Source organism: Microbacterium sp. MF43, assembly GCF_012847295.1.
Lineage (GTDB): Bacteria > Actinomycetota > Actinomycetes > Actinomycetales > Microbacteriaceae > Microbacterium.
Window position 1 is genome coordinate 170,757 of sequence record NZ_JABBDY010000004.1, and the last position, 25,321, is coordinate 196,077.

Annotated in this window: 25 protein-coding genes; 16 read left to right on the plus strand and 9 right to left on the minus strand. The window is 69.6% G+C overall.

Annotation, left to right across the window (positions count from 1 at the left end; genetic code table 11):
• The first annotated feature begins 123 nt into the window (after nt 1–123).
• From HF323_RS12820 to HF323_RS12840, 5 genes are all read left to right on the plus strand, one after another.
• On the plus strand, nt 124–1,404 hold the full coding sequence (locus tag HF323_RS12820; RefSeq protein ID WP_169582994.1) for an ABC transporter substrate-binding protein: 1,281 nt from the start codon (nt 124–126) through the stop codon (nt 1,402–1,404).
• Between the two features lie 149 nt (nt 1,405–1,553).
• Nucleotides 1,554–2,510 carry a sugar ABC transporter permease gene (locus HF323_RS12825; RefSeq protein ID WP_317451081.1) on the plus strand — a complete coding sequence of 319 codons (957 nt, stop codon included), beginning with the start codon at nt 1,554–1,556 and terminating at the stop codon, nt 2,508–2,510.
• Nucleotides 2,507–3,430 (plus strand): carbohydrate ABC transporter permease, encoded by a 924-nt coding sequence (locus tag HF323_RS12830; protein WP_169582996.1) that lies wholly within the window; start codon nt 2,507–2,509, stop codon nt 3,428–3,430. Before HF323_RS12825 ends, HF323_RS12830 begins: the two co-directional genes overlap by 4 nt.
• A gap of 49 nt (nt 3,431–3,479) precedes the next feature.
• Nucleotides 3,480–4,949 carry a family 1 glycosylhydrolase gene (locus tag HF323_RS12835; RefSeq protein ID WP_169582997.1) on the plus strand — a complete coding sequence of 490 codons (1,470 nt, stop codon included), beginning with the start codon at nt 3,480–3,482 and terminating at the stop codon, nt 4,947–4,949.
• A gap of 42 nt (nt 4,950–4,991) precedes the next feature.
• On the plus strand, nt 4,992–6,005 hold the full coding sequence (locus tag HF323_RS12840) for a LacI family DNA-binding transcriptional regulator (protein WP_169582998.1): 1,014 nt from the start codon (nt 4,992–4,994) through the stop codon (nt 6,003–6,005).
• 17 nt (nt 6,006–6,022) lie between these two features.
• Here HF323_RS12840 and HF323_RS12845 read toward each other — a convergent pair whose 3' ends face one another.
• The 3 genes from HF323_RS12845 to HF323_RS12855 form a co-directional block, all read right to left on the minus strand.
• Nucleotides 6,023–6,892: a VOC family protein gene (locus HF323_RS12845; protein WP_169582999.1), complete on the minus strand. Its 870-nt coding sequence runs from the start codon at nt 6,890–6,892 to the stop codon at nt 6,023–6,025.
• A gap of 72 nt (nt 6,893–6,964) precedes the next feature.
• Nucleotides 6,965–8,302 carry a solute carrier family 23 protein gene (locus HF323_RS12850; RefSeq protein ID WP_169583000.1) on the minus strand — a complete coding sequence of 446 codons (1,338 nt, stop codon included), beginning with the start codon at nt 8,300–8,302 and terminating at the stop codon, nt 6,965–6,967.
• Between the two features lie 66 nt (nt 8,303–8,368).
• A complete protein-coding gene (locus tag HF323_RS12855; RefSeq protein WP_169583001.1) occupies nt 8,369–9,331 on the minus strand; it encodes a phosphoribosylaminoimidazolesuccinocarboxamide synthase in 963 nt (320 codons plus the stop codon).
• A gap of 167 nt (nt 9,332–9,498) precedes the next feature.
• Between HF323_RS12855 and HF323_RS12860 the strand changes: the two genes are divergently transcribed.
• Entirely contained in the window at nt 9,499–10,119 is a 621-nt protein-coding gene (locus tag HF323_RS12860; RefSeq protein WP_169583002.1) for a PadR family transcriptional regulator, read from the plus strand.
• Nucleotides 10,116–11,642, plus strand: coding sequence for a DHA2 family efflux MFS transporter permease subunit (locus HF323_RS12865; protein WP_169583003.1), 1,527 nt, complete (start codon nt 10,116–10,118; stop codon nt 11,640–11,642). Before HF323_RS12860 ends, HF323_RS12865 begins: the two co-directional genes overlap by 4 nt.
• A 25-nt stretch (nt 11,643–11,667) precedes the next feature.
• On the opposite strand, the gene purD is transcribed toward HF323_RS12865, so the two are convergent.
• Nucleotides 11,668–12,939 carry a phosphoribosylamine--glycine ligase gene (gene purD, locus HF323_RS12870; RefSeq protein ID WP_169583004.1) on the minus strand — a complete coding sequence of 424 codons (1,272 nt, stop codon included), beginning with the start codon at nt 12,937–12,939 and terminating at the stop codon, nt 11,668–11,670.
• 173 nt (nt 12,940–13,112) lie between these two features.
• Here purD and HF323_RS12875 point away from each other — a divergent pair, with 173 nt between their 5' ends.
• From HF323_RS12875 to HF323_RS12885, 3 genes are read left to right on the plus strand one after another with little or no spacing between them, the layout of a single operon-like run.
• On the plus strand, nt 13,113–13,478 hold the full coding sequence (locus HF323_RS12875) for a sterol carrier family protein (protein ID WP_169583005.1): 366 nt from the start codon (nt 13,113–13,115) through the stop codon (nt 13,476–13,478).
• Between the two features lie 43 nt (nt 13,479–13,521).
• Entirely contained in the window at nt 13,522–13,854 is a 333-nt protein-coding gene (locus tag HF323_RS12880) for a potassium transporter Trk (RefSeq protein WP_169583006.1), read from the plus strand.
• 39 nt (nt 13,855–13,893) lie between these two features.
• Nucleotides 13,894–15,576, plus strand: coding sequence for an aminotransferase class V-fold PLP-dependent enzyme (locus tag HF323_RS12885; protein ID WP_169583007.1), 1,683 nt, complete (start codon nt 13,894–13,896; stop codon nt 15,574–15,576).
• A gap of 23 nt (nt 15,577–15,599) precedes the next feature.
• Here HF323_RS12885 and HF323_RS12890 read toward each other — a convergent pair whose 3' ends face one another.
• On the minus strand, nt 15,600–16,211 hold the full coding sequence (locus tag HF323_RS12890) for a zinc-binding alcohol dehydrogenase (protein ID WP_169583008.1): 612 nt from the start codon (nt 16,209–16,211) through the stop codon (nt 15,600–15,602).
• Nucleotides 16,212–16,432: 221 nt separating this feature from the next.
• On the opposite strand from HF323_RS12890, the gene HF323_RS12895 reads away from it, so the two are divergent.
• From HF323_RS12895 to HF323_RS12910, 4 genes are all read left to right on the plus strand, one after another.
• Complete coding sequence (locus tag HF323_RS12895; RefSeq protein WP_169583009.1) at nt 16,433–17,299, plus strand: DUF559 domain-containing protein; 867 nt, start codon at nt 16,433–16,435, stop codon at nt 17,297–17,299.
• Nucleotides 17,300–17,599: 300 nt separating this feature from the next.
• Nucleotides 17,600–18,754 (plus strand): phosphoribosylformylglycinamidine cyclo-ligase, encoded by a 1,155-nt coding sequence (purM, locus tag HF323_RS12900; protein WP_317451075.1) that lies wholly within the window; start codon nt 17,600–17,602, stop codon nt 18,752–18,754.
• A gap of 6 nt (nt 18,755–18,760) precedes the next feature.
• On the plus strand, nt 18,761–20,221 hold the full coding sequence (gene purF, locus HF323_RS12905) for an amidophosphoribosyltransferase (RefSeq protein ID WP_169583010.1): 1,461 nt from the start codon (nt 18,761–18,763) through the stop codon (nt 20,219–20,221).
• Between the two features lie 54 nt (nt 20,222–20,275).
• Entirely contained in the window at nt 20,276–21,505 is a 1,230-nt protein-coding gene (locus HF323_RS12910) for an MFS transporter (RefSeq protein ID WP_169583011.1), read from the plus strand.
• Nucleotides 21,506–21,542: 37 nt separating this feature from the next.
• On the opposite strand, the gene HF323_RS12915 is transcribed toward HF323_RS12910, so the two are convergent.
• Complete coding sequence (locus HF323_RS12915) at nt 21,543–21,719, minus strand: DUF3073 family protein (RefSeq protein WP_169583012.1); 177 nt, start codon at nt 21,717–21,719, stop codon at nt 21,543–21,545.
• A gap of 160 nt (nt 21,720–21,879) precedes the next feature.
• On the opposite strand from HF323_RS12915, the gene HF323_RS12920 reads away from it, so the two are divergent.
• On the plus strand, nt 21,880–22,422 hold the full coding sequence (locus HF323_RS12920; RefSeq protein WP_169583013.1) for a universal stress protein: 543 nt from the start codon (nt 21,880–21,882) through the stop codon (nt 22,420–22,422).
• A gap of 66 nt (nt 22,423–22,488) precedes the next feature.
• Here the strand turns inward: HF323_RS12920 and HF323_RS12925 are convergent, their stop codons facing one another.
• Together HF323_RS12925 and HF323_RS12930 are read right to left on the minus strand one after the other, a co-directional pair.
• A complete protein-coding gene (locus HF323_RS12925) occupies nt 22,489–23,100 on the minus strand; it encodes a helix-turn-helix transcriptional regulator (RefSeq protein WP_169583014.1) in 612 nt (203 codons plus the stop codon).
• Nucleotides 23,097–23,984 carry a DUF4097 family beta strand repeat-containing protein gene (locus tag HF323_RS12930; RefSeq protein WP_169583015.1) on the minus strand — a complete coding sequence of 296 codons (888 nt, stop codon included), beginning with the start codon at nt 23,982–23,984 and terminating at the stop codon, nt 23,097–23,099. Before HF323_RS12930 ends, HF323_RS12925 begins: the two co-directional genes overlap by 4 nt.
• A gap of 135 nt (nt 23,985–24,119) precedes the next feature.
• Here HF323_RS12930 and HF323_RS12935 point away from each other — a divergent pair, with 135 nt between their 5' ends.
• On the plus strand, nt 24,120–24,899 hold the full coding sequence (locus HF323_RS12935) for a MerR family transcriptional regulator (RefSeq protein WP_169583016.1): 780 nt from the start codon (nt 24,120–24,122) through the stop codon (nt 24,897–24,899).
• A 97-nt stretch (nt 24,900–24,996) separates the two neighbouring features.
• Here the strand turns inward: HF323_RS12935 and HF323_RS12940 are convergent, their stop codons facing one another.
• On the minus strand, nt 24,997–25,161 hold the full coding sequence (locus tag HF323_RS12940) for a hypothetical protein (protein ID WP_169583017.1): 165 nt from the start codon (nt 25,159–25,161) through the stop codon (nt 24,997–24,999).
• Between the last annotated feature and the right edge of the window lie 160 nt (nt 25,162–25,321).

Genomic DNA, 25,321 nt, shown 5'->3' on the forward strand with positions numbered 1-25,321 from the left:
CATGGGAGCGATCCCATAATCTCGGGTCTCGTCCGGTGGGAACGCTCCCATGGCACCGCGGCCGAGAACCCGTCTCTGACCGCACCTGCAACACACCGACCCTGACAACACAAAGGAGTGACAGTGAACTCACGCGCCTTCCGCAGGAGCGCCGTGGCGGTCGCCGCCTTCTCGGCCACCGCTCTCGTGCTCGCCGGCTGCGCCAGCAGCGGCAGCGGCAACGGGGAGGGTTCGACCGACTCGGACGAGCCGGTCACGCTCACCATCGCCACGTTCAACGACTTCGGCTACACCGACGAGCTCCTCCAGGAGTACATGGACGAGAACCCGAACGTCACCATCGAGCACACCCGCGCCGCCGAGTCCGGCGACGCCCGCGCGAACTACTTCGCGAAGCTCGGCAAGGGCGGCCTCGCCGACATCGAGGCCGTCGAGATCGACTGGTTCGCCGAGGCCATGCAGTACAGCGACCTGCTCGCCGAGGCGCCGGACTCCGTGAAGGGCCGCTGGCTCGACTGGAAGGAAGCGGCAGCCACCGACGGCGAAGGACGCCTCGTCGGCTTCGGAACCGACATCGGCCCGCAGGGCATCTGCTACCGCGGCGACCTCTTCGAGGCGGCGGGTCTGCCCAGCGACCGCGAGGGCGTCGCCGAGCTGTTCGACGGCGACTGGGAGAACTTCCTCGACGTCGCCGACCAGTACCGCGAGGCGACGGGGAAGCCGATGATCGACTCGGCCAACTCGGTGCTCCAGGGCATCGTCAACCAGATCGAGTACACCTACACCGAGGAGGACGGCGCCGTCATCGCGACCGAGAACCCCGACGTTCAGGCTGCGTACGAGCTGGTCACCGAGCGCGCCGTTCCCAACTCGGCCTACTCCGGACAGTGGTCGGACGACTGGTTCGCCTCGATGGCGAACGGCGAGTTCGCCGCGATGCTCTGCCCGGGCTGGATGCTCGGCGTCATCTCGGGCAACGCGCCCGACGTCACCGGCTGGGACATCGCCGACGTGTTCCCGAACGGTGGAGGCAACTGGGGCGGCTCGTACCTCACCGTTCCGGCCAACGGTGAGAACGTCGACGCCGCACTCGCCCTCGCCGACTGGCTGACCGCCCCCGAGCAGCAGCTCAAGGCGTTCGCCAACGCGGGCACCTTCCCGAGCCAGCTCGAGGCGCTCGAGAGCGAAGAGCTCGCCTCGGCGACGAACGAGTACTTCAACGACGCTCCGACCGGTGAGATCCTCTCGAACCGCGCCGAGGCCGTCACGGTCGCTCCGTACAAGGACGCGAACTACTTCAAGTACCACGACGCACTGCAGAACGCGGTCATCCGGGTGTTCGACGGAACCGAGGACGCGCAGACCTCGTGGGACACCTGGGTCGCCGAGGTCGAGGCCTTCTGAGCCGAGATCTCCCGATCGAGCGAGTGCGTGCGGGTCGCTCCCCGGCCCGCACGCACTCGCCCAAACCCGACGGAGCAGCCGTGACCGCAACAGACACGCGCCATGAGGCGCCCCCGGCGACAACGCCGCGCGAGGAGAAGACCAAGCGCATCCGCGTGCTGTCGTTCAGCCAGAAGCTCAGCCGGTGGGACCTCAAGGTCTCGCCCTACCTGTACATCTCCCCGTTCTTCATCCTCTTCGCGATCGTCGGCCTGTTCCCGATCGCCTACACCGCCGTCATCTCTTTCCAGGACTGGGATCTCGTCCGCAACTCGGGTGAGTTCATCGGATTCGACCAGTACATCTGGATCCTCCAGAACCCGCAGTTCTGGACGGCGCTTCGCAACACGTTCAGCATCTTCCTGCTCTCGAGCGTCCCGCAGCTGATCCTCGCGATCTTCATCGCCGCCATGCTCGACCGCAACATCCGGGCCAAGACCTTCTGGCGGACGAGCGTCCTGCTGCCGTACGTCATGGCCCCTGTCGCCGTCGCGCTGATCTTCAGCAACATGTTCGGCGACAACCACGGTCTGGTGAACAACATCCTCACCGACCTGGGGCTCCAGCCCATCCCGTGGCACAAGAGCCCGTTCTGGAGCCACGTCGCCATCGCGACCATGGTCAACTTCCGCTGGACCGGGTACAACGCCCTCATCCTCCTCGCCGCGATGCAGGCTGTGCCCCGCGATTACTACGAGGCCGCGACCGTCGACGGCGCGAGCGCGTGGCGACAGTTCTGGAGCATCACGCTCCCGTCGCTGCGCCCCACGCTGATCTTCGTGATCATCACATCGACGATCGGCGGTCTGCAGATCTTCGACGAGCCGCGCATGTACGACAACACCGGTGAGGGCGGCGCCGCACAGCAGTGGCTCACGATCACGCTCTTCCTCTACAACATCGGCTGGCGCGAGTGGAACTTCGGCCGCGCCGCGGCGCTGGCGTGGATCCTCTTCCTGATCATCCTCGTGATCGGCCTCATCAATCTCATGATCACCCGGCGCCTCGTGCGCGACGAGGGTGGCCGTGGGGTGACCGCACCGCGCAGAAAGGGCTTCCGCCGATGAGCACGACTCCTCCGATCGCGATGGTCGAGCAGGCCGTCGCCACCGCCGGCACTCCCGAAGTGAACCGCAACCGGCGCGCTCGAACCACCCGCATCCGCGGCTACCGCGCCGGCTTCTGGGTCTACGCGGGCCTCGCCGTCGTGCTCGTCGCCGCGGTCTTCCCCTACTACTGGTCGTTCCTGATCGGTTCGGGAGACGCTTCGACGATCAACGACCCGAACATGTCCTGGATCCCGGGGGGCAACTTCCTCGCCAACGCCGCCTCGGTAGTCAACGATCCGGCCGTCGGCTTCTGGCCGGCCCTGTGGAACTCGATCTACAGCTCGACCCTCATCGCCGTCTCGGTCGTGGTGACCTCGACCCTCGCGGGCTGGGCGTTCGCGAAGCTGCGCTTCCCCGGGAGCAAGTGGCTGCTTGTATTCGTCGTCGCCACGATGGCCGTGCCGATGCAGCTCGGCGTCGTGCCGCTGTACATCCTCTTCTCGGACCTCGGCTGGACCGGCACGATCGGCGCGATCATCATCCCGTCGCTCACGAGCGCGTTCGGCGTGTTCTGGATGACCCAGTACCTCCAGCAGACCGTCCCCGACGAGCTCATCGAGGCGGCTCGCGTCGACGGCGCATCGATGATGCGCACCTTCTGGACGGTCGGCGCGACCGCCGCACGCCCCGCTGCCGCGATGCTGTTCCTCTTCACCTTCGTGAGCGCCTGGAACAACTTCTTCTGGCCGTTCATCGTGCTCGACCGGCGCGATCCCACCTTGCCGGTGGCGCTGTCGCTCCTGCAGTCGAACTACTTCGTGGACTACTCGGTCGTGCTCGCCGGCGTGCTGCTGTCGACCATCCCGCTCCTCCTCCTGTTCGCGTTCGCGGGCAAGCAGCTGGTGAGCGGAATCATGGCCGGCGCCGTCAAGGGCTGACCGAGCCCGCATTCCCTGCTTCGCCCCCTTCAGAGAGGACGCTGTCCGCATGACCGCGACCACCGCGCGCACCTTCCCGTCGAACTTCCTCTTCGGTGCCGCCACCGCCGCCTTCCAGATCGAGGGTGCCGCCCACGAGGACGGCCGCCGCGACTCGATCTGGGACGCGTTCTGCCGCGTTCCCGGCGCCGTCATCAACGCCGACAACGGCGATGTGGCGTGCGATCACTACCACCGGTACACCGACGACGTCGCGCTCATGAAGTCGATGGGTCTGCAGACCTACCGCTTCTCGACCTCGTGGTCGCGCGTGCGTCCCGACGGGGGCGCCCTCAACGCTCAGGGCGTCGACTTCTACAAGCGCCTCGTCGACGAACTGCTCGATGCCGGCATCCTGCCCTGGCTCACCCTCTATCACTGGGACCTTCCCCAGGCGCTCCAGGAGAAGGGCGGCTGGGCGAACCGCGCGACCGCCGAGCTCTTCACCGAGTACGCGCTCGACATGCACGACGCCCTGGGCGATCGAGTGAACGTGTGGACGACGCTCAACGAGCCGTGGTGCTCGTCATTCCTCAGCTACACCGCGGGGCTGCACGCACCGGGCCGGTACAGCGTGACCGAGGGCGTCCTCGCCGCCCACCACCTGATGCTCGGTCACGGGCAGGCCGTCCGCGAGCTGCGTGCGCGGGACGCGTCGCTCAACCTGGGCATCACGCTGAATCTGACGGTGGCCGACCCGGTGGACGAGAACGACGCCGCCGACCTCGACGCCGCGCGCCGCATCGACGGGCAGTTCAATCGGTGGTTCCTCGACCCGATCTTCCGGGCGTCGTACCCGGCCGACGTCGTCGAGGACATCCGCGCGGTGGACGCCGATGCGATCGAGGCGCTCGACGCCGCGATCCGCCCCGGCGATCTCGAGGCGATCGCGACGCCCCTGGACAGTCTCGGCGTGAACTACTACCACGGCGAGTACGTCGGAGGTCGTCCGCCGGCGGTTCCGCCGACCCCGGGCGACGCGCCGACCGACCGTCCGGGTCGCTCGCCCTTCCCGTCCCATGAGGGCATCTGGTGGCACGAGCGCGGTCTGCCCCGCACGCCGATGAACTGGGAGGTGCAGCCCGAGGGTCTGACGCGCCTCCTCGAGCGCGTGTCCGACGAGTACGCACGCCCGTCGGACACGGTCCTCTACGTGACCGAGAACGGCGCGGCCTACGACGACGAGCGAGTCGAGGAGCAGGGCGAGGTGCGGGTGCACGACGCCGACCGGACCGACTTCGTGCGCTCGCACCTCGGCGCCATCCTCGACGCGATCGAGAAGGGCGTGGATGTGCGGGGATACTTCTACTGGTCCCTCCTCGACAACTTCGAGTGGGCGTGGGGCTACGAGAAGCGCTTCGGCATCGTGCGCGTGGACTACGACACGCAGCTGCGGTCGGTGAAGGACAGCGGCCGCGAGTACAGCAGGATCATCGCCGCGCGGGCGCTTGACCGAGACGCCGCCGCTGTCGCGTCGTAGCATCCGTTAGGTCGTAGCATCCGTAAGGAGGACGAGGGGGAGATGACGACGGACACGATGCGGGGAACCGTCACGATCGAGGAGGTCGCCGCTGCGGCGGGCGTCTCCCGATCGACGGTCTCGCGCGTCGTGAACGGCTCGACGGCCGTCAGCCCCGAAGCGCTCGAAGCCGTCACGAAGGCGATCGCCGAGCTGAACTACGTGCCCAACCGGGCTGCTCGCTCGCTCGCCAGCCGTCAGACGCACGCGATCGCGCTCGTCGTGCCCGAAGACACCACCCGGTTCTTCGGCGACCCCTTCTTCGCGGCGATCGTCTCGGGCATCAATGCGCGCCTGAGTCGCTCGGATTACGTGCTGAACCTGTTCATCGCCAACGACGACCCCGGCGACAAGACCACGAGCTACGTCCGCAGCGGCGCGGTCGACGGGGCGATCATCGTCTCGCACCACACCAGCGACACGTTCATCGACCGCATCGCCAGCGCCGTCCCGGTGGTCTACGGCGGTCGCCCGGTCCGCGAGCGAGAGCGCGACTACTACGTCGACGTCGACAACGTCCGCGGCGGCCACGACGCCACGACGTACCTGATCGAGCGGGGACATCGCCGCATCGCGACGATCACCGGTCCCCTGACGATGCCGGCGGGAGTCGACCGACTCCAGGGGTATCGCGATGCGCTCAAGGCGTGGGACCTGCCCGAGGGGATGGTCGTCGACGGCAACTTCACGGCCGACGGCGGCGCCGATGCTATGCGTCGCATCCTGGAGTCGGGCGAGCGCCCGGACGCGATCTTCGTGGCGAGCGACCTCATGGCCCGAGGCGCTCTCAGCGTGCTGGCCGGTGCCGGGCTCAAGGTGCCCGACGACATCGCGATCATGGGGTTCGACGACTCGCCCGTGGCGACGTCGGTCCAGCCGCAGCTGACCACCATGCGACAGCCGTCATTCGCTCAGGGCGAGCGCATGGCGACGGTGCTCCTCGAGCTGCTCGCGGGGAGGCATCCGCGCCACGTGACGATCCTCGAGACCGAGCTGGTCGTCCGCGACTCCGTCTGATCGGGCTGTCGCGCGACTCAGCCGCGGCCGGGGGCCGTGGCCTCGAGCACGTTCGCCCAGGGGTCGTCGAATCGCACCGCCCGCCCGTCGTCGCGGACGGCCACGCCGTGGTGGGCCAGGCGGTCGGCGAGGGCGCCGAGGGAGTCGGTGTCCGGCAGCATGAGGTCGACCCGTCCGAGGCCCAGCGCGGGCATGCGTGGTCCGGCGCCGCGCGAGTTCCACACGTTCATGGCCATGTGATGGTGGTAGCCGCCGGCGCTCACGAACACCGCCTGGCCGCCCAGCGCGGCGGTCTCGTCGAAGCCGAGAGTGTCGACGTAGAAGGCGCGGGCGGTCGAGACATCCCCCACCGACAGGTGGACGTGTCCGACGGATGCCGCCTCCGTCGCGGTCGAGCCCAGTGCCGCCTCCTCGGTGAGGTGCTCGCCGAGGAACGCGTTCGGATCGAGGAAGAGGGTGGCCATCTCCACTGTTCCGTGGGTCCACGACCACTCGGAGCGGGCGCGATCCCAGTACAGCTCGATGCCGTTGCCCTCGGGGTCGGTGAAGTAGAACGCCTGGCTCACGAGGTGGTCGGCGGACCCGGTGAAGGTCCCGGGGGCGTGGCGGGCGACGCTGTAGAGCGCCGCGGCGAGAGCCTCCTGCGTCTCGAACAGGATCGCCGTGTGGAAGAGCCCGGCGGCACCCGGTGCGGCGTGACGCAGGGACGGCTCGTGGCGCAGCACCACGATGGGCCGACCGGCGCGACCCAGAGCAACGGTGTCGCCGTCGGCGGCGAGCACCTGCAGGGTGACCACGTCGCGGTAGTACGCCGTCATGCCGTCGAGATCTCCGACGAGGAGCGTCACGGCGCCCATGCCGGTGTCGGCGGCGAGCTTCTCATTCATATGAATGGACAACGCCGGGCCTTCGTCCCCCATTCCCCGGCGCCGACGGGGACGGATGCCCCGGCGAGGCCGTCAGCGGATCTCGGGGCCCTGCGGATCACCGCCCAGGGGGCCGACCGCCGGGATCGGACCGCCGTCGTCGGCGCCGGTCCTGCGCCAGCGGGCGATGGCGTTGCCCAGGTGGTAGATCAGCAGCGCCGACGCGGCGCCGATGACGATCGCCCCCAGCTCGAAGCCGCCTTCCCACGTCATCGTGAAGCCCGCGATCGCCACGACGAGCGCGACTGCCGCGGTGTACTGGTTCACGGGGCGCGAGAAGTCCACGCGGTTGTCGACCCAGATCTTGATCCCGATGATCCCGATGAGCCCGTAGAGCGCGGTCGTCACGCCGCCGAGCACCCCGGGCGGCACCGAGGCGATGACCGCGCCGATCTTGGGCGAGAGAGCGAGAAGGATCGCGACGATGCCGGCGACCCAGTAGGCCGCCGTCGAGTAGACGCGCGTCGCGGCCATGACGCCGATGTTCTCGCCATACGTGGTCGTGCCCGAGCCGCCGAAGCAGCCGGCGAGGGTCGTTGCGGCGCCGTCGGCGATGAGGGCCCGCCCGGTGTGCTCGTTCACCGAGGCATCCGTCATCGTCGCCACGCCGCGGACGTGCCCGACGTTCTCGGCGACCAGCACGAGCACGACGGGGAGGAACATCGCGATCACGCTCCACGTCCCCGGTGAGGCGAAGTCGGCGAGATGGAACTCGGGCAGGCCGAACCACGCGGCCTCCTCGACGGCGGAGAAGTCGACCTCCTTCAGGAGCAGCGCCACGACGTACCCGACGATCACTCCGAGGAAGATCGAGATCCGGCCGAGGAAGCCGCGGAAGAGCACGCTGAAGAGGATCACCGCGACGAGCGTGATCGTGCCCGTCACCGGCTGCTGGCGGAAGTTCGTCCACGCCACCGGGGCGAGGTTGAAGCCGATCAGCGCGACGATGGCTCCTGCGACCACGGGCGGCATGAGTCTGTCGATCCAGCCGATGCCCGCGAACTGCACGATGAAGCCGACGCCTGCCAGCAGCACGCCGACTGCGACGATGCCCGCGAGCGCCGAGCCCATGCCCTGCGACGCGGTCGCCGCCGTGACGGGCGCGATGAACGCGAACGATGACCCGAGATAGGAGGGCAGGCGATTGCGCGTGATGAGCAGGAAGAGCAGTGTTCCGACGCCCGAGAAGAACAGCGTCGCCGAGACCGGGAAGCCCGTCAGGACGGGCACGAGGAAGGTCGCCCCGAACATCGCCACGACGTGCTGCGCGCCGATCGCTATCGTCGCAGGCCAGTTCAGGCGCTCCTGCGGCTTCACCACCTTCCCGGCCTCGACGGTCCGGCCGTTTCCGTGAAGGGTCCACAGCGGCATGGGCGCTCCTTGAGCTCGCGGGATGGTGCGCCCATCACCCTAGCGGCGCCGCGCACGGCCGCCGGGTCACGCGGCGGTGAGGCGCTCCAGCAGCTCGCGATACCGCTGGGCGGTGCGCTCGACGATGTCGTCGGGCAGCGCCGGCGGCTCGCCCTGCTTGTCCCAGTTCGCGGCGAGCCAGTCGCGCACGATCTGCTTGTCGAAGCTCGCCATCCGCTCCTCGGGCGTGGTGCCCGACGCCCAGGCCGAGGCATCCCAGTACCGCGACGAGTCGCTCGTGAGCACTTCGTCGGCCAAGGTCATCACACCCTGGTCGTCGAGCCCGAACTCGAACTTCGTGTCGGCGAGGATCACCCCGTGCGCCTCCGCCGTACGGGCCGCGCGCGTGTAGATCTCGAGCGACAGGTCGCGCAGCTCGGCCGCCCGCTCCGCGCCCACGAGCTCGACCGTGCGCTCGTACGAGATGTTCTCGTCGTGCTCGCCCAGGGGCGCCTTCCAGGCCGGGGTGTAGATCGGCTCGGGTAGCCCGTCGCCGTTGTGCAGTCCGGCGGGGAGCGGGATGCCGCACACCGTCCCGCTCTCGCGGTACTCCGCCCAGCCCGATCCGGTGAGGTAGCCGCGCACGACGCACTCCACGGGCTGCATGTCGAGGGCCTTCACGACCATCGCCCGGCCGCTGACGGATTCGGGGATGAGCGCGCGAAGGTCGTCGGCCGTGTTCGCCTTGCCGTCCGCTCCCAGGGTGAGCACGTGCGACGCGGCGAGGTGGTTCGGGATGCCGCGGCCCCCGTCCGCGCCGGCGAGACGGTCGAACCACCACAGGCTGAGTGTCGTCAGCAGAACGCCCTTGTCGGGGATTCCCGGCTCGAGCACGTGATCGAAGGCGCTCACCCGGTCGCTGGCGACGACGAGCATGCGGCCGGGGCGCGCACCCTCGGCGGTGTCGGCGGGGATGTACAGGTCGCGCACCTTGCCCGAGTAGGCATGGCGCCAGCCGGGGAGGTCGAGGGGGCTCGTCACCCGCCCCATTATCCCGGACGGTCTGCGCGTGCCGCGGAGGGATGTCGCTGAGGCGACCGCTCGCTGGAGGGCAGCGGCGGCAGCTCGCGCCGGTCGGCCGCGTCGATCCCACGCGGATGGGCCGCCGGCGCAGGAGCGGAGGTATAGTCCATGTGGACTAATCGATCGGGGAACGGATGAAGGACGCGGCGGACCGGCTCACCCCCCTCGGCCTGATGCTGCTCGCGCTGCTGGCCGAAGGCGACATGCACCCGTACGAGATGATCCGGCTCCTGCGGATCCGCCGCGACGACCGCCTGGTTCCGATCACCCACGGCACGGTCTACCACACGGTCGCCCGCCTCGAACGGGCCGGTCTCGTGACCGAGGTGGGAGTCGACCGCGAAGGCAACCGTCCCGAGCGCACGACGTACGCGGTGACGGATGCCGGAACCGCCACCGTCCGCGAATGGGTGCGCCGCGAGCTGCCCCGCATCGACCGACCGGTGGAGTTCCGGGTCGCGCTCGCCGAAGCCCACAACCTCGACCGCCCCGAGGTGGCTGACCTGCTCACGGCGCGCCGCGCGCACCTCGCCGCCGCTCACGCCGCGCTCACGGACGGACACCGGTTCGCCAGGCACAAGGGCGTGCCCGACCAGTACCTGCTCGAGGTCGACCGCGACGAGGCGATGCTCGCGGCCGACCTGGCGTGGCTCGACGGGCTGCTCGCCCGTCTCGCCGATCCCGACTTCGCCTGGGGGCCCGATCCCGAGCCCTCGGAGCGCTATCTCGCCCAGAGGAAGGCCGCACGGCTATGACAGAACAGAAGACGGCGGCCGAGGCATCCGCTCGCTCGACCCGCCCGCGCAGCCCGTGGCCCGGCCTGTGGGCCCTCGTCATCGGGTTCTTCATGATCCTGGTCGACACCACGATCGTGTCGGTCGCGAATCCTGCGATCAAGGCGGCGCTCGACCCCGAGACGAACAACCTCGACAACGTGGTGTGGGTGACGTCGGCGTACCTGCTCGCCTACGCCGTGCCCCTGCTCATCACGGGGCGCCTCGGCGATCGCTTCGGGCCGAAGAACATCTACCTCATCGGACTGGCCGTCTTCACGCTCGCCTCGCTGGCGTGCGGCCTGTCGCCCACCCTCGGTGCGCTGATCGCATTCCGGGCGGTGCAGGGCCTCGGCGCGGCGATGATGACCCCGCAGACGATGGCGGTCATCACCCGCACCTTCCCGCCGAATCAGCGCGGCGCCGCGATGGGACTGTGGGGTGCGACATCCGGTGTCGCAATGCTGGTGGGCCCGCTCGCCGGAGGCCTCCTGGTCGACGGGCTCGGATGGGAGTGGATCTTCTTCATCAACATCCCGGTGGGGATCGTCGGGTTCGTCCTCGCGTGGATCCTCGTGCCGAAGCTCGAGACCCACCCGCATCGCTTCGACATGGTCGGGGTGGTGCTGAGCGCCGTCGCCCTGTTCCTCATCGTGTTCGGCCTGCAGGAGGGCGAGACCTACGACTGGGGCGTCATCTGGGGCCCGATCACGGTGTGGGGACTCATCATCGCCGGTGTCGTCGTGCTCGGCCTCTTCATCTGGCAGCAGGCAAAGACGAAGAGCGAGGCGCTCGTGCCGCTGGAGCTCTTCCGCGACCGCAACTTCTCGATCGCCAACATCGGGATCGCGACCGTCGGGTTCACGGTCACGAGCATGTCGCTGCCGCTGATGTTCGTCATCCAGCTCGGCCGGGGACTCACGCCCACCGAGGCCGCTCTGCTGCTCGTGCCGATGGCGATCGCGGCCGGCGTGCTGTCTCCGATCGCCGGGCGCTGGCTCGACCGCACCGATCCGCGCGTGCTGCTGGTGCCCGGGCTGCTCCTCGTGGCCGGATCCCTCGTGCTGTACTCCGCGCTCATGAACCTCGACACCCCCATCTGGGCGTTCCTCATCCCGTCCTTCATCATGGGCGTCGGAAACGCCGGGATGTGGGGGCCGCTCGCCACGACCGCGACCCGCAACCTGGCCCCCCGTCAGGCCGGCGCCGGTGCGGGCATCTACAACACCACCCGCACGATCGGGTCGGTGCTGGGCTCAGCCGCGATCGCCGTCTTCATGCAGGCGCGGCTCGAGGCGAACATCCCCGGCGCGGCCGACGCCGACGCGAGCTTCGCCGGTGGAGCGCTGCCCCCGCAGATCGCCGAGCCGTTCTCGACCGCGATGTCGCAGGCGATCCTGCTGCCCGCGGCCGTGATGCTCGTCGGACTGGTCGCGGTGCTGTTCCTGCGCCGGCCCGTGCCGACCCCGACCTCCGAGTGGCAGGCGGCCGAAGAAGCGGTGTGAGGCGAGCGCTGCGGACAGCCCGAGCTCAGGACTCGACGACGCGCGCGGCGATGTCGGTGCGGTGCTGGCCCCCCTCGAGGCCGATCCGGGCGACGGCGCGATAGGCGCGGTCGCGCGCCTCGGCGAAGGTCGTCCCGAGCCCGACGACGTTGAGTACGCGGCCCCCCGTCGCCACGAGCCCGCCCTCGCCGGGGGCGGTCGCTGCGTGCGCGAGGTGCACACCCTCGACTGCGGCTGCGGCATCCAGCCCCGACAGCGGACGGCCGGTCGCCGGGGACTGGGGGTACCCCTCGCTCGCGACCACGACGGTCACGGCGACCGCGTCGGCGAAGGCCGGTCTCGGTCGGGATTCGAGGTTTCCGGATGCCGCGGCCAGCAGCAGTTCGGACAGCGGGTCCACCAGCCGCGGCAAGACGACCTGGGTCTCGGGGTCGCCGAAGCGTGCGTTGAACTCGATCACCTTCACGCCGGCCTCGGTGAGGATGAGGCCCGCGTAGAGGAGCCCGATGAACGGCGTCCCCTCGGCGTCGAGCCGGCGGATGACGGGTTCGGCGATCTCGCGCGTGACGAGATCGACGAATTCGTCCTCGCCGCCGAACCGCTCGGCGAGCCAGGGCAGGGGAGAGTACGCGCCCATGCCGCCCGTGTTGGGCCCCTCGTCACCGTCGAGCAGGCGCTTGTAGTCCTGCGCCGGACTGAGCGGCAGCACGTGGTCGCCGTCGCTGAGGAAGAAGAGAGAGACCTCGGGACCGGCGAGGAACTCCTCGACCAGCACCGGCCCGGAGGGCAGATAGGCCGCGGCGTGCTCGATGGCCGCGCCGCGGTCCTCGGTGACGATGACGCCCTTCCCCGCGGCGAGGCCATCGGCCTTGACGACGTACGGCGACCCGAGCTCGTCCAGCGCGGCCTCGAGCTCGGCCGGTGTCGCGGCGCGCAGCGCGCGGCCGGTCGGCACGCCGGCGGCATCCATGATCCGCTTGGCGAACGCCTTCGAGCCCTCGAGCTGGGCGGCCGCCTTGCCCGGGCCGAACACCGGGATCCCACGCTCGCGGAGAGCGTCGGCCACGCCGGCGACGAGCGGTGCCTCCGGACCGATCACGACGAGGTCGACGGCGTTCTCGTTCGCGAAGACCGTGACCGCCGCCGGGTCGTCCGCGGCGAGGTCCACGAGCGTCGCGTCCTGGGCGATGCCCGCGTTGCCGGGGGCGGCGAGGATCTCGTGCGCCGCGTCTTCCGACCGCAGCGCGAGGATGATGGCGTGCTCGCGCGCGCCCGAGCCGAGAACCAGGATCTTCACCCGACAAGCCTACCGAGCGGCATCTGCCGCATTTCGGCGGTGAGGATTCAGCACAAACGCCGCGCGGAGTGCCTCGCCCCGCCTCCCCTGCGGCGGGTTTCCTGTTTCATCGACACTCCCGCCGCGCCGGAGCGCACGGATCCCGCATGCGTCACGCGGCGTAGCGTTGGAGCATGCCGCGCAGGATCACCACCGACGAGGGCCGGACAGCCCTCGAGGCGGTCCAGGCCGCGGGCGAGGCCTCCCTCCCCTCCCGCACCGATCTCGCGACCGCTGTGCGGTACCTGCTCCAGCTGCTGGTCGAGAAGGCTCCGGGCAACTCCGTCGAGGTGCGCGTTCCGCCGTTCGGCGCCGTGCAGGTGGTCGAGGGGCCGCGTCACACGCGGGGAACGCCCCCCAACGTCGTCGAGACCGATGCCGTCACGTGGATCGCCCTGGCCACGGGAGCGGAGAAGTGGGCGGATGCCGCGGCCGAAGGCCGCATCGTCGCCTCGGGCACGCGCGCCGACATCTCCGACCTCCTTCCGCTGCGACCCTGAACCCCGGGCCCCGCGCCCGCCCGCGGAGTGGGAGAATGGACCCATGGGCGAGCACGTGGATGACAGGATCGAGACCGTTCGGGTGCGCCGCGCGCCGAAGTTCTCGGTCTTCCTCCTGCTCGGCGCCGCCGTGGGCGTGGTCGTCGCGATGATCCTCACCTTCGCGTTCGACGGCACCCAGGACGTCAGCCCCAACACGGGCCTCGTATATTCGCAGGGACAGGTCTTCGGCTTCCTGCTTCTGACGTGCATCCCGGTCGGACTCGCGATTGCCGCTGTGGTGGCGCTGCTGCTCGACCGCCGGTCGCGCGCACACACCCGCACGGCCCTCGTCGACCACGAGTCCGTGCACGTCGACGACACCGACGCTCCCTGACCTCCTGCGCCCGTCGGGGGCACGCGGTACCCTCGCACCATGAGGGCAGAGCCGCCCATCATCACGCGCATCCGCGAGGCCGTCATCGGCGACGACCAGGTGATGTTCGGGCCGTTCGGACCGCGCCGTGTGACCTATGCCGACTACACGGCGAGTGGTCGCGCCCTCACGTTCATCGAGGACTTCATCCGTGACGAGGTGCTGCCGCGGTACGCCAACACGCACTCGGAATCCAGCGGGACCGGGCTGCAGACGACGCGCCTGCGCGAGGATGCCCGCGCGATCATCCACCGCTGCGTGCACGGCACCCCCGACACGGTCGTGATCTTCGCAGGCAACGGGGTCACCGGCGCGATCAACAAGCTGATCGGCATCCTGGGCCTGCGCATCCCCGCTGACCTCGATCGCGAGCATGCCCTGACCGCGAGCATCCCGCCTGCGCAGCGTCCCGTCGTCTTCATCGGCCCCTACGAGCACCACAGCAACGAACTGCCCTGGCGGGAGTCGATCGCCGATGTCGTCACGATCCCCGAAGACGCGGAGGGCCACGTCGACGTGGATCGCCTGGTGGCCGAACTCGAGCGGTTCGCCGAGCGGCCGCTCAAGATCGGCTCCTTCAGCGCCGCCAGCAATGTGACCGGCATCCTGACCGATACGGCGCGCCTCACCGACGTGCTGCACGCGCACGGCGCGCTGGCGTTCTGGGACTTCGCGGCGGCCGCCCCGTACATCGACGTCGACGCGTCCGACGAGGATGCGGTCTTCATCTCACCGCACAAGTTCATCGGCGGCCCGGGCACGCCGGGCGTGCTCGTGGTGAACCGGCGGCTGCTGACCAATACCGTTCCCGAAGCGGTCGGCGGGGGCACGGTCGCGTATGTGAACCCGTTCGAGCACCGGTACCTGTCCGATCCCGCCCACCGGGAAGAGGCCGGCACTCCGGCGATCATCGAGTCGATCCGGGCGGGACTCGTCTTCGCGCTGAAGGATGCCGTCGGCGTCGACACCATCCGCGAGCTCGAGCGGGGCTTCCTCGATCGTGCCCGGCGCGCGTGGCAGGGGCATCCGTCGATCCAGATCCTCGGGAGCCCGAGCGCCGACCGCCTCTCGATCGTCTCGTTCGTGATCACCCGGCCGGGTGGCCGCTATCTCCACCACAACGTCGTGGTCGCGATCCTCAACGACCTGTTCGGGATCCAGGCGCGCGGGGGCTGCTCCTGCGCGGGCCCCTACGGGCATCGGCTGCTGGGCATCGACCTGGAGCGCTCGCACGAGTTCGAACGCGAGATCGCCCACGGGTGCGAGGGCATCAAGCCGGGCTGGGTGCGCGTGAGCTTCAACTACTTCCTCAGCGACGCGGTCTTCGACTACATCGTCGAGGCGGTGTCGCTCATCGCCGACCATGGCTACAAGCTCGTGCCGCACTACCGGTTCGACCCGGTATCGGGGCTGTGGCATCACGAGCACGGACTCGTCGAACCGCCGCTGCGGCTCGATCAGCTGGCCTACGACGCAGAAGGACGCCTGACCTTCCCGCAGCACCACGACCGCGCGCCCGAGAGTGCGCTCGCCGGATACCTCGACGAGGCGCGTGCCCTCTTCGCGTCCTTGCCCGACCCGTACGCCGACGGTGAGCCGGCCCACGTCGCCGACGAGCGGCTGAGCGAGGACTTCGAGCACCTCCGCTGGTTCGACCTGCCGCCGGCGTCGCTGCAGCACTGACCCGTCGCTGCAGCACCGACCCGCTAGGCGAGCTCGGCGATGATCGGGTGGATCGCCGCGTCGAATGCCGCGACGTCGCCCCTCAGGCCGTCGGTGACCGCGATGGTCAGCGAACCGATCCACCACACGCCGCGCTGCGTGAGCGGGAGCACCTGCACGTTGAGCTCGAAGGAGTGGGCGCGCCGGCCGACCTGGCGCTCGTGCTCGGCGATCGCGCTGGCATACGCCCGATAGGCCGTGCCGGTGCTGTGGCTGGCGTCGCGGCGATACCGCGCGTGGACGGACTGGGCGAACGCGAGCGCCTCGGCGGCGTGCGGGACGACGGCCGACCGCAGCGCCTCGGCACCCTCGGATGGAAGTGCGAGGAGCGTGTCGAACCCGTCGACCAGGTCGAGCGGAACCGGGGAGGGGTGCGCCTGCGGCTCGACGGTCATCGCCCAGTACTCGCGCCACTGCCGTTCCAGCAGGGCCTGAGCCTCGTCGTCCCTCTCGTGCACGCGGGGAGGGATGCCCCGCAGGTGCGGAAGCTCGTCGGGCGACCGGATGCCGAGCACCTGACGCAGGTAGAGGGCAAGCAGCACCGGCTGACCTGCGTCCTCGCGGATCAGCCACTCCGGAGCACCGGTGCCGCCCATGCCGACATTGTAGGTCGGGCAGCCCCCGCAGGGCCGCTGGTCCCGTGCCGGCGTGACCGCGGGAGGAGATGTCACCGAGGGAGGACCGTGGGCGCGGCATCCGTCCTCCCGTCCTTCCCTCTCCTCCGCTCGTTCCTCCCCAGGGATGCCGAGGCGGCAAGGATTCCGCGGCCGCGCGGACTGATTCCGACTCGCTCGTCGCGCGGCGCGAGCATGTCGGGATGAGAAGGACGGATGCCTCGGCCCGCCGGGCCGCGGCGGTGCTCGCGGCCGTCGTCGCGGCAGGCGGCATCGCACGTCGCGCCCGCCTGGTGGAGGCCGGGCACTCGCAGCGCACCATCGCGGCGGTGATCGCAGCGGGCGAGCTGGTCGCCGTCCGGCGTCTGTGGGTGGCGCTGCGGACAGCGGACCCGCTGCGCCTCGCGGCCGCCCGCGCCGGCGTCACTCTGTCCTGCGTGACGCAGGCACGCCGCCTCGAACTCTGGGTCGACGGCGCCGACCCCGCTCCGCACGTCGCCGCGAGCCCGAACGCCGGGCGCGTGTCCGCGGCACCGGGCGCGCGCGTGCATCGGGCGCGGCCCCTGGTGCCGCGGCATCCGGACTCTCTTGAAGATCCGATCGAGAACGTACTGGCCCTCGTCTGCGCGTGCCAGCCGTACGAATCGGCGTTCGCGGTCGTCGAATCCGCGCTGAATAAGCGGCTCGTCGACAAGGACTCCCTCCTCGGACTCCCCCTGCCGGGCGTGGCCCGCCGGATCGTGACCGAAGCCAGCCCGTTCTCAGACTCCGGCCTCGAGACCTTCGTCACGGTCCGGCTTCGCTGGATGGATGTGCGCATCGTGCCCCAGGTGTGGATAGCCGGGCACCGCGTCGACTTCCTCATCGGGGAGCGCCTGATCCTCCAGGTCGACGGAGGTCACCACGTGGGGCGTCAGCGGGCGGACGACAACGCACACGACGCCCAGCTGAGGCTGATGGGGTATCACGTCATCCGCGTCGGGTACATCCAGATCGTGGAGGACTGGCCGGCCGTGCAGCTGTCGATCATGCGGGCGGTCGCGGCCGGCCTTCATCGGGGGCGACCCTGACGTAGGAATGGTCACGAGCGAAGGATCATGCGACCGGAGGAGGACAGAAGTCGCGGCATCCGTCCTCCTGTCGTGCCACCTCCTCCGCTCGTGACGGGACGGGGGGACACCTCCGTTCGAGACCGGGGGCACCGCGGGAGGAGATGTCACCGAGGGAGGACCGTGGGCGCGGCATCCGTCCTCCCGTCCTTCCATCTCCTCCCCTCGTGACGGGGCAGGGGGGCGGATGCCTCGGCCGGCGTGCCTGTGGTGCGCCGTCATGCGGCATCCGCCCGGGCGCGCCGCCGGTAGGCTGGAGGCGTGGCCTCCTCTTCGCCCGATGCCCCTTCCCCCGACGCCCCGGTGAATCCCTATACCGCTGCGGGCGTCGACACCGCCGCCGGTGACCTCGCGGTCGAGCTGATGAAGTCTGCGGTCCGGCGCACGCACGGTCCGGAGGTGCTCGGGGGGGTCGGCGGATTCGCCGGGCTCTTCGATGCGAGTGCGCTGCGCGCCTACGCGAAGCCCCTGCTCGCGACCAGCACCGACGGCGTCGGAACCAAGGTCGCGATCGCCCAGGCCATCGACAAGCACGACACCATCGGCCTCGATCTCGTGGGCATGGTCGTCGACGACATCGTCGTGGTGGGCGCCAAGCCGCTCTTCATGACCGACTACATCGCGTGCGGCAAGGTCTTCCCCGAGCGCATCGCCGACATCGTGCGCGGCATCGCGCAGGGCGCCGCCGAGACCGGCACGGCACTGGTCGGCGGCGAGACGGCCGAGCATCCCGGACTTCTCGGCATCCACGACTACGACGTCGCGGGTGCCGCCACCGGCGTCGTCGAGGCCGACCGCGTCCTGGGCGCCGACCGCGTGCAGAACGGTGACGTGGTGCTGGCCCTCGCCAGCTCGGGCCTCCACTCCAACGGGTACTCGCTGGTGCGCCACATCGTGGCCAATGCGGGCGTGCAGTACGGCGACCGCGCCGGCGACCTCGGCAGCCACGGCACGACGTGGGGCGAGGCCCTCCTCGAGCCCACCCGCCTTTACACGCAGCCGCTCCTGCGCCTCATCGCCGCGACCGGCGACGCCGTGCACGCGCTCAGCCACGTCACGGGCGGCGGGATCGCGGCCAACCTCGCGCGCGTGCTGCCCCAGGGCACGTGGGTCGAGGTCGACCGCTCGACGTGGTCTCCGCCGCCGGTCTTCCGGGTTCTCGCCGACCTCGGCGACCTGGAGCTGCAGGCGACCGAGGGCACCTGGAACCTGGGCATCGGCTTCCTCGCTGTGGTCGCGCCTGAGAAGGCGGCGGCCGCGGCATCCGCCCTCACCGCCGAGGGCATCGCCACATGGCAGGTTGGCGTCGTCCACTCGGGAGCCCGCCCCGAGGGCGAGTTCGAGCAGGGCGCCAAAGGCGTCGACGGTGGCGCCGTGCGTCTCGTCGGCTCATACAACGACAACGGAGCGAAGTAACAGCCCATGTGCGGAATCGTCGGGATGGTGGGCCGCGGCGCGGTCAACCAGGAGATCTACGACTCACTCCTGCTGCTGCAGCACCGCGGTCAGGACTCGACGGGAATCGCGACCGCCGAGACCAACGGGGTCTTCCACGTGCACAAGGAGCGGGGCCAGGTGCGCGAGGCCTTCCGCACTCGAGACATGCGCGCGCTCCTGGGCAACCTGGGACTCGGTCACGTCCGCTACGCCACCAAGGGCACGGCCTCCAGCGAGGAGGAGGCACAGCCGTTCTACGTGAACGCGCCCTACGGCATCGTGCTCGTCCACAACGGCAACCTCACCAACACGCGCGAGCTCACCGACGAGCTGTTCCACAAGGACCGCCGCCACCTCAACACCTCGAGCGACACAGAGCTGCTGGTGAACGTCCTCGCCAACGAGCTGCAGGCCTCGATCTCGGGCGTCGAACTCGAGCCCGATCAGATCTTCCAGGCGGTCAGCCGCGTGCACGAGCGCGTCGAAGGCTCGTATGCGGCCATCGCGCTCATCGCCGGGCACGGACTGCTCGCCTTCCGCGATCCCTACGGCATCCGGCCCCTCATCCTCGGCACGCGCAAGAACGACGACGGCAGCTACGAGTGGGTCGTCACGAGCGAGTCGCTCGTGCTCGAGAACGGCGAGTTCGAGGTCGTACGCGACGTCGACCCCGGCGAGGCGGTGTTCGTCGACCTCGACGGGCACCTCCACACGCGTCAGTGCGCGGCCGATCCGAAGCTCGTGCCGTGCTCGTTCGAGTACGTGTACCTCGCACGCCCCGACTCGGTCATGAACGGCATCTCGGTGTACGAGGCGCGGCTTCGCATGGGCGAGCGTCTCGCCGACACGATCGCCAAGTACACGCCGAAGGGTGCGATCGACGTCGTCATGCCGATCCCCGACTCCTCGCGTCCCGCCGCGATGCAGGTCGCCCGCAAGCTCGGCATCGAGTACCGCGAGGGGTTCTACAAGAACCGATACGTCGGCCGGACGTTCATCATGCCCGGCCAGGCGGCCCGCAAGAAGAGCGTGCGCCAGAAGCTCAACGCGATGTCGAGCGAGTTCAAGGGCAAGAATGTGCTGCTCATCGACGACTCGATCGTGCGTGGCACGACGTCGAAGCAGATCATCCAGATGGCTCGGGATGCCGGAGCCAAGAGCGTGACGTTCGCCTCCGCCGCTCCGCCGGTGCGCTTCCCTCACGTCTACGGCATCAACATGCCCTCTCGCCACGAGCTCGTGGCGCACGGGCGCACGATCCCCGAGATCGCCGAGGAGCTCGGCGCCGACTACATGGTCTACCAGGAGGTCGAAGACCTGAAGGCGGCGATCCTCGAGGGGTCCGATGTCGAAGATCTCGACATGAGCTGCTTCGACGGCCGGTACGTCACCGGCACGGTCACCGAGGAGTACCTGGCCTGGGTCGAGGGCTCGCAGGAGAGCTGACGGGCAGCGCGAGGCTGTCGCCGAGGCATCCGCTCACCGGCCTAGGCTTGACCGGTGAGTCGTTCCCCCGCCCGCCCGCTGTGGCAGGGACGCACCCTCGCCCTCGTCGGCATCGTCCTGTTCGCGTTCTCACTGCGGTCGGCCGTCGCCTCGCTGTCGCCGCTGTTCGACCACATCGGCGAGGACTTCGCGGTGCCCCCGGCGGTCATCGGACTCATCGGCACGGCTCCGCCCGTCTGCTTCGCCGTCTTCGGGCTCGTCACGCCGGCGCTCGAGCGCCGATTCGGATTGGAGCGCCTGGCCGTCGCGGCGATGGCCGTGGTCACGCTCGGGCTGATCGCGCGGGCCGTCGCGCCGAACTCCGCGCTGCTGCTGGCCGGGACGGCGCTGATCTTCGCCGCCGTCGGGTCGGGCAACATCCTCCTGCCGCCGCTGGTGAAGCGCTACTTCCCCGACCGGATCGGGCTGCTCACGACGGTGTTCTCCACGACGATGGCCGTCGCGACATTCGTGCCGCCCCTCATCGCTGTGCCGGTGGCGGATGCCTCGGACTGGCATTTCTCGCTCGGGCTGTGGGCCGTCTTCGCCGTCGTCGCGATGATCCCGTGGATCGGCCTGGCTGCGCGGCGCAAGGCCGCGCTCGGCGATGACGACATCGAGGCGGCCGCGCCGGGAGTGCTTCGCCGGATGTGGCGTCTGCCGCTCGCCTGGGCGCTCATGGTCGGGTTCGCCGTGTCGAGCACGGTCGCTTACACGTCGTTCGCGTGGCTTCCGACCATCCTCGTGGATGTCGCGGGCGTCACCCCTGCGCTGGCGGGCGTTCTCTTGTCGCTGTTCGCGTTCATGGGGCTGCCGGCGTCGCTGGCCGTGCCCCTTCTGGTGACCCGGCTGAACGCCACGCGCGCACTCTTCGCCGTCTCGGTCGTGACGGGTCTGACGGGCATCGCGGGCCTGCTGCTCGCGCCGGCCGCCGCTCCCGGGCTCTGGGTGGCGCTGCTGGGCCTCGCTCCGCTGCTGTTCCCGATGATCCTCGTGCTGCTGGGCCTCCGCGCACGCACGCACGAGGGCTCGGTTGCGCTCAGCGGGTTCACGCAGAGCGTCGGCTACGCCATCGCGGCCGTGTTCCCGTTCGGGATCGGCCTGCTCCACGAGGCGACGGATTCGTGGTCGATGCCGCTCGTCGTCCTCGCCGCCGTCATCGCTGCGGCGATCCCCGCGGGAGTCATCGCGGCACGCACGCACACCGTCGAGGACGACTGGGAACGCCGTCACGGCGCATGGTGAGGTACGCGCTCAGGCGGCACCGGAGGAGTGCGTAGGACTACGCCTTCTCGTCTTCGTACTCGTCGGAGTACTGGTCTGCCCACTTGTCGACGTACTGATCGTCGGCGGGGTGCCCGAGCTCGCGCTCGAGCGCACCGTAGTTGACGCTGTGCACGTCGTACTTGAGTTCGCGGGCGATCTTGGTGTGCTTCGCCTTCTGACGGCCACGCCCCATGCGAGACCCCCTCATTTGTGAGTCGCGGGCTTTCGAGTGCCCGCCGCAACGACGCCGGCTCGAGGCCGGTAAGAGTAGCATTCAGGATAACACGGAGCCTCCGCACCCCGGCCGGCTCCGTATCGGTCATGGCATCGGTGCGACGAAGGGGCGAGGACGCATGACGGACGAGGCATCCGACGCGGCGGAGGCCGCCGCCGTCGACGACCAGGAGCTGCGTGGCGGTGTCATCGTCGGCGTGGTCCCCGGGCAGTCGACGCGCGTGCTGGCCGAGGGAGCCCGCTATGCGAGGCTGCTGGGCGCTCCACTGATCGTCGTCCACGTCGACGTCACGCGCTTCGTGACGTACGAGGATCCGGACGGCTACGTGCACTCTGCGCCGATCGACATGAACATCGCCAGCGGCGAGGCGGACTTCGAGAAGGTGCAGACGACCGCGCAGACGTTCCTCGAGGGGCATGACCTGCGCTGGACGGTGCGGCAGCTCGTCGGCGACCCCGCGATGTCCATCAAGCACCTCGCCGAGAAGGTCGACGCCAAGCTCATCGTCGTGGGCACGCGCAAGCGTGGCCTGGGCGAGTCGATCCGCGAGTTCTTCACCGGCTCGGTCGCCGCACGCCTGGCTCACCGTCAGCATCGAGCGATCCTCGTCGTTCCTCTCGGCGAGCCGGTGCCCGACGACGAGGAGATCTGGCCCGCCTGAGGCGGGATGCGAACGAGGGGCAGGGCCGGCATCGCCGGCTCCTGCCCCTCGTGCTTTCGCGTCCGGTCAGCCTCGCGTCGCGCGCGTGACGTCCCGGGCGATGCGGTCGAGTTCGGCCGTCAGCTCGTCGACGAAGGTCGCCGCGAGCTCCCCTCCGCGCGCCACGTGCGAGCGAAGATCCGATCGCACCCGCCCACGGAAGTCGTTGATCGCGGCATCCGCGCGGTGCAGCTGCTCGCGGCTGAGGACGCGCGGGTCGTCCGAACCGATGGGGTCGGCGGTCGCGGTCTCCCGCTCCTGGGTCCGCGCGGCCGCCAGATCGGCGCGGAGGCTCCGCATCGCCTCGCGAACGCTGCCGCGCACCTCGTCGGCGATGAGGCGAACGGAGTCGGCGAGCCCGGCCTCGATGCCTTCGAGCTCTCCGGCGCGGGCCTGGACTTCGGCGTGGCCCGCCTCGGTGATCGCGTACACGGTCTTGCGGCCGTCGACGGTCTTCGTCACGAGTCCTTCTTCCTCCAGCTTGGCCAGGCGGGGGTAGATCGTGCCCGCGCTCGGCGTGTAGGTGCCGCCGGTGCGGTCGGAGAGCGCCTGCATGATGTCGTACCCGTGGCGCGGACCCTCGTCGAGGAGGTTCAGCAGATAAAGGCGCAGATCGCCGTGCGAGAAGACGGGGCTCATCGCCGCTCCTCCTCCGTGTCGGACGAGGGAGCCTGCTCGAGGGGGGTGTCGGGGGCGGATGCCGCGACCGCCGGCCGGCGCAGCACGGTCACGTCACCCGAGACGGTGTTGGCGCGGACATCCGCGAAGCTGCCGCTGAGCTCGCCGACCGAGCCGGTGAAGTTGGTGGTCGGGCCGGTGCCGTTGCCGGAGCGCATGACGCCGTCGATCTGCACCTTCCCGCTCACGCTGCGCACGACGTAGTTGGCGGGATGCCCCTCGTCGACGCGGACCGTCGCGTTGCCGCTGACCGTGTTGATGTTCACCGACAGGAGGTCGCCCGTCGAGTCGATCAGCGTCGCGCCGGAGACGGTGTCGATGGTGGCTTTGGCGAGTGTGCCGGTGGCAGCGACGTCGCCCGAGACGCTGTTGGCGTTGAGCGAGCCGACGAGCTCGCGCACCTGCACGTCTCCCGAGACCGCGTTGACGCTCAGCTCACCGGTCAGCCCGTCGACGATGAGGTCGCCCGACACGGTGTTCAGGCGGGCGCCGTTGCGCAGTCCCGCGACAAGGGCGCTGGCGCTCACGACGCCGAGGTTGAGGGCGACATCGCGGGGGACGGCGACGCTGATCTCCGCCTTCGGGCCGCTCGCGGTGAAGTTGCGGAACACCTCGAGGAAGTTGTCCCAGCGCAGCTGCGGGTGGTCGATCTCGACGGCGTCGCCGACGACTTCGATGCGAAGGTCCTTCACGGTCACGCCGTGCACTTCGATGCGGGCGCCCGGCTCGTCGTGAGCGATGACGTCGATCTGGCCGCCGATGAGGCCGACCTTCAGCGAGCGCACGGTCTCGATGTCGATGACGCGCGTCTCGCCCGGGTGGATGATCCACTTCTCCAGGGTCATGGTGTTCTCCAGGGTTTGGGGTTACTCGCGATATATCGCGTACTGAGAAGGTATCACGATATATCGCGAGTTGGTCAACCGGTCCGATGACGGCGACTTGACCTTGACGCTGCGTCAACATCTACCGTCGTAGACATGAACCAGGACGAGTGGTCGATCCAGCAGATCGCGAAGATCGCCGGCACGACGAGCAGGACGCTGCGTCACTATGACGACATCGGTCTGCTCACGCCGTCGAGCATCGGCCACAACGGCTACCGGTACTACTCCCCGTCCGCGCTCGTCCGGCTGCAGCGAATCCTGCTGCTGCGCGAGCTCGGACTGGGACTGCCGCAGATCGCGGAGGTGCTCGAGCGCGAGGCATCCGAGATCCCCGCCCTCGAGAGCCATCTCGCGTGGCTGCGGCAGGAGCAGGACCGGCTGAGGCGACAGGTCGCCTCGGTCGAGAACACCATCACGGCACTGAGAGGAGGTGAACGACTGATGGCAGAGAACATGTTCGACGGCTTCGATCACACGAAGTACAAGGACGAGGTCGAGCAGCGCTGGGGCAAGAAGGCATACGCCGACGGCGACCGCTGGTGGCGCTCGATGAGCGCCGATGAGAAGGCGGCGTGGCAGCAGCGCGCGTCCGACCTCGGACGGGACTGGATCGCCGCCGCGGAGAGCGGCGTCGCTCCGGACTCGGATGAGGCGCAGGCCGTCGCCAAGCGCCATGTCGAGTGGCTCACCGGCATTCCCGGCACACCCGCCGCCGCGCCCGGCGGCGACGTGAAGGGATACGTCATCGGGCTCGGCGAGATGTACGTCGCCGACCCGCGATTCGGGGCGAACTACGCCACGAGCGAGGGTGGCACGGCGGGTGCGGAGTTCGTCCGCGACGCCCTCCGCGCTTACGCGGAGGCCAACCTCTGAGCCCGGGCAGGCCAGTGACAGAACCACGGATGCCGCGGCCCGATGGGTCGCGGCATCCGTGTATTCGGGGGGAAGGCCCCGGAGTACTTCTCCGGCGTCAGACGCGCCGGCTTCCGCTGATGACGCGGAAGAGGAACACGATCAGGGCGATGACGCCGACGATCAGCGCGACCCACAGCAGCCAGCTCAGGGCGGTGTTGAGTCCGCCGACGATGGCCAGGATCACGGCCACGACGATGATGATGATGAGTGCGAGGTTCATGGAGGTTCTCCTACTCCTTCGTCGATACGCGGGGTTGACGTACCGGGTGTCTCGTGGACACCACCCCACGCTCCCACCATGCCCCCGCGGCGGGGAGGGGGTTGACGCCGCCGGATTTCCGGGTGTAGCCGCGCCCGTGGGGACGTGCCGTCCGCGGAAT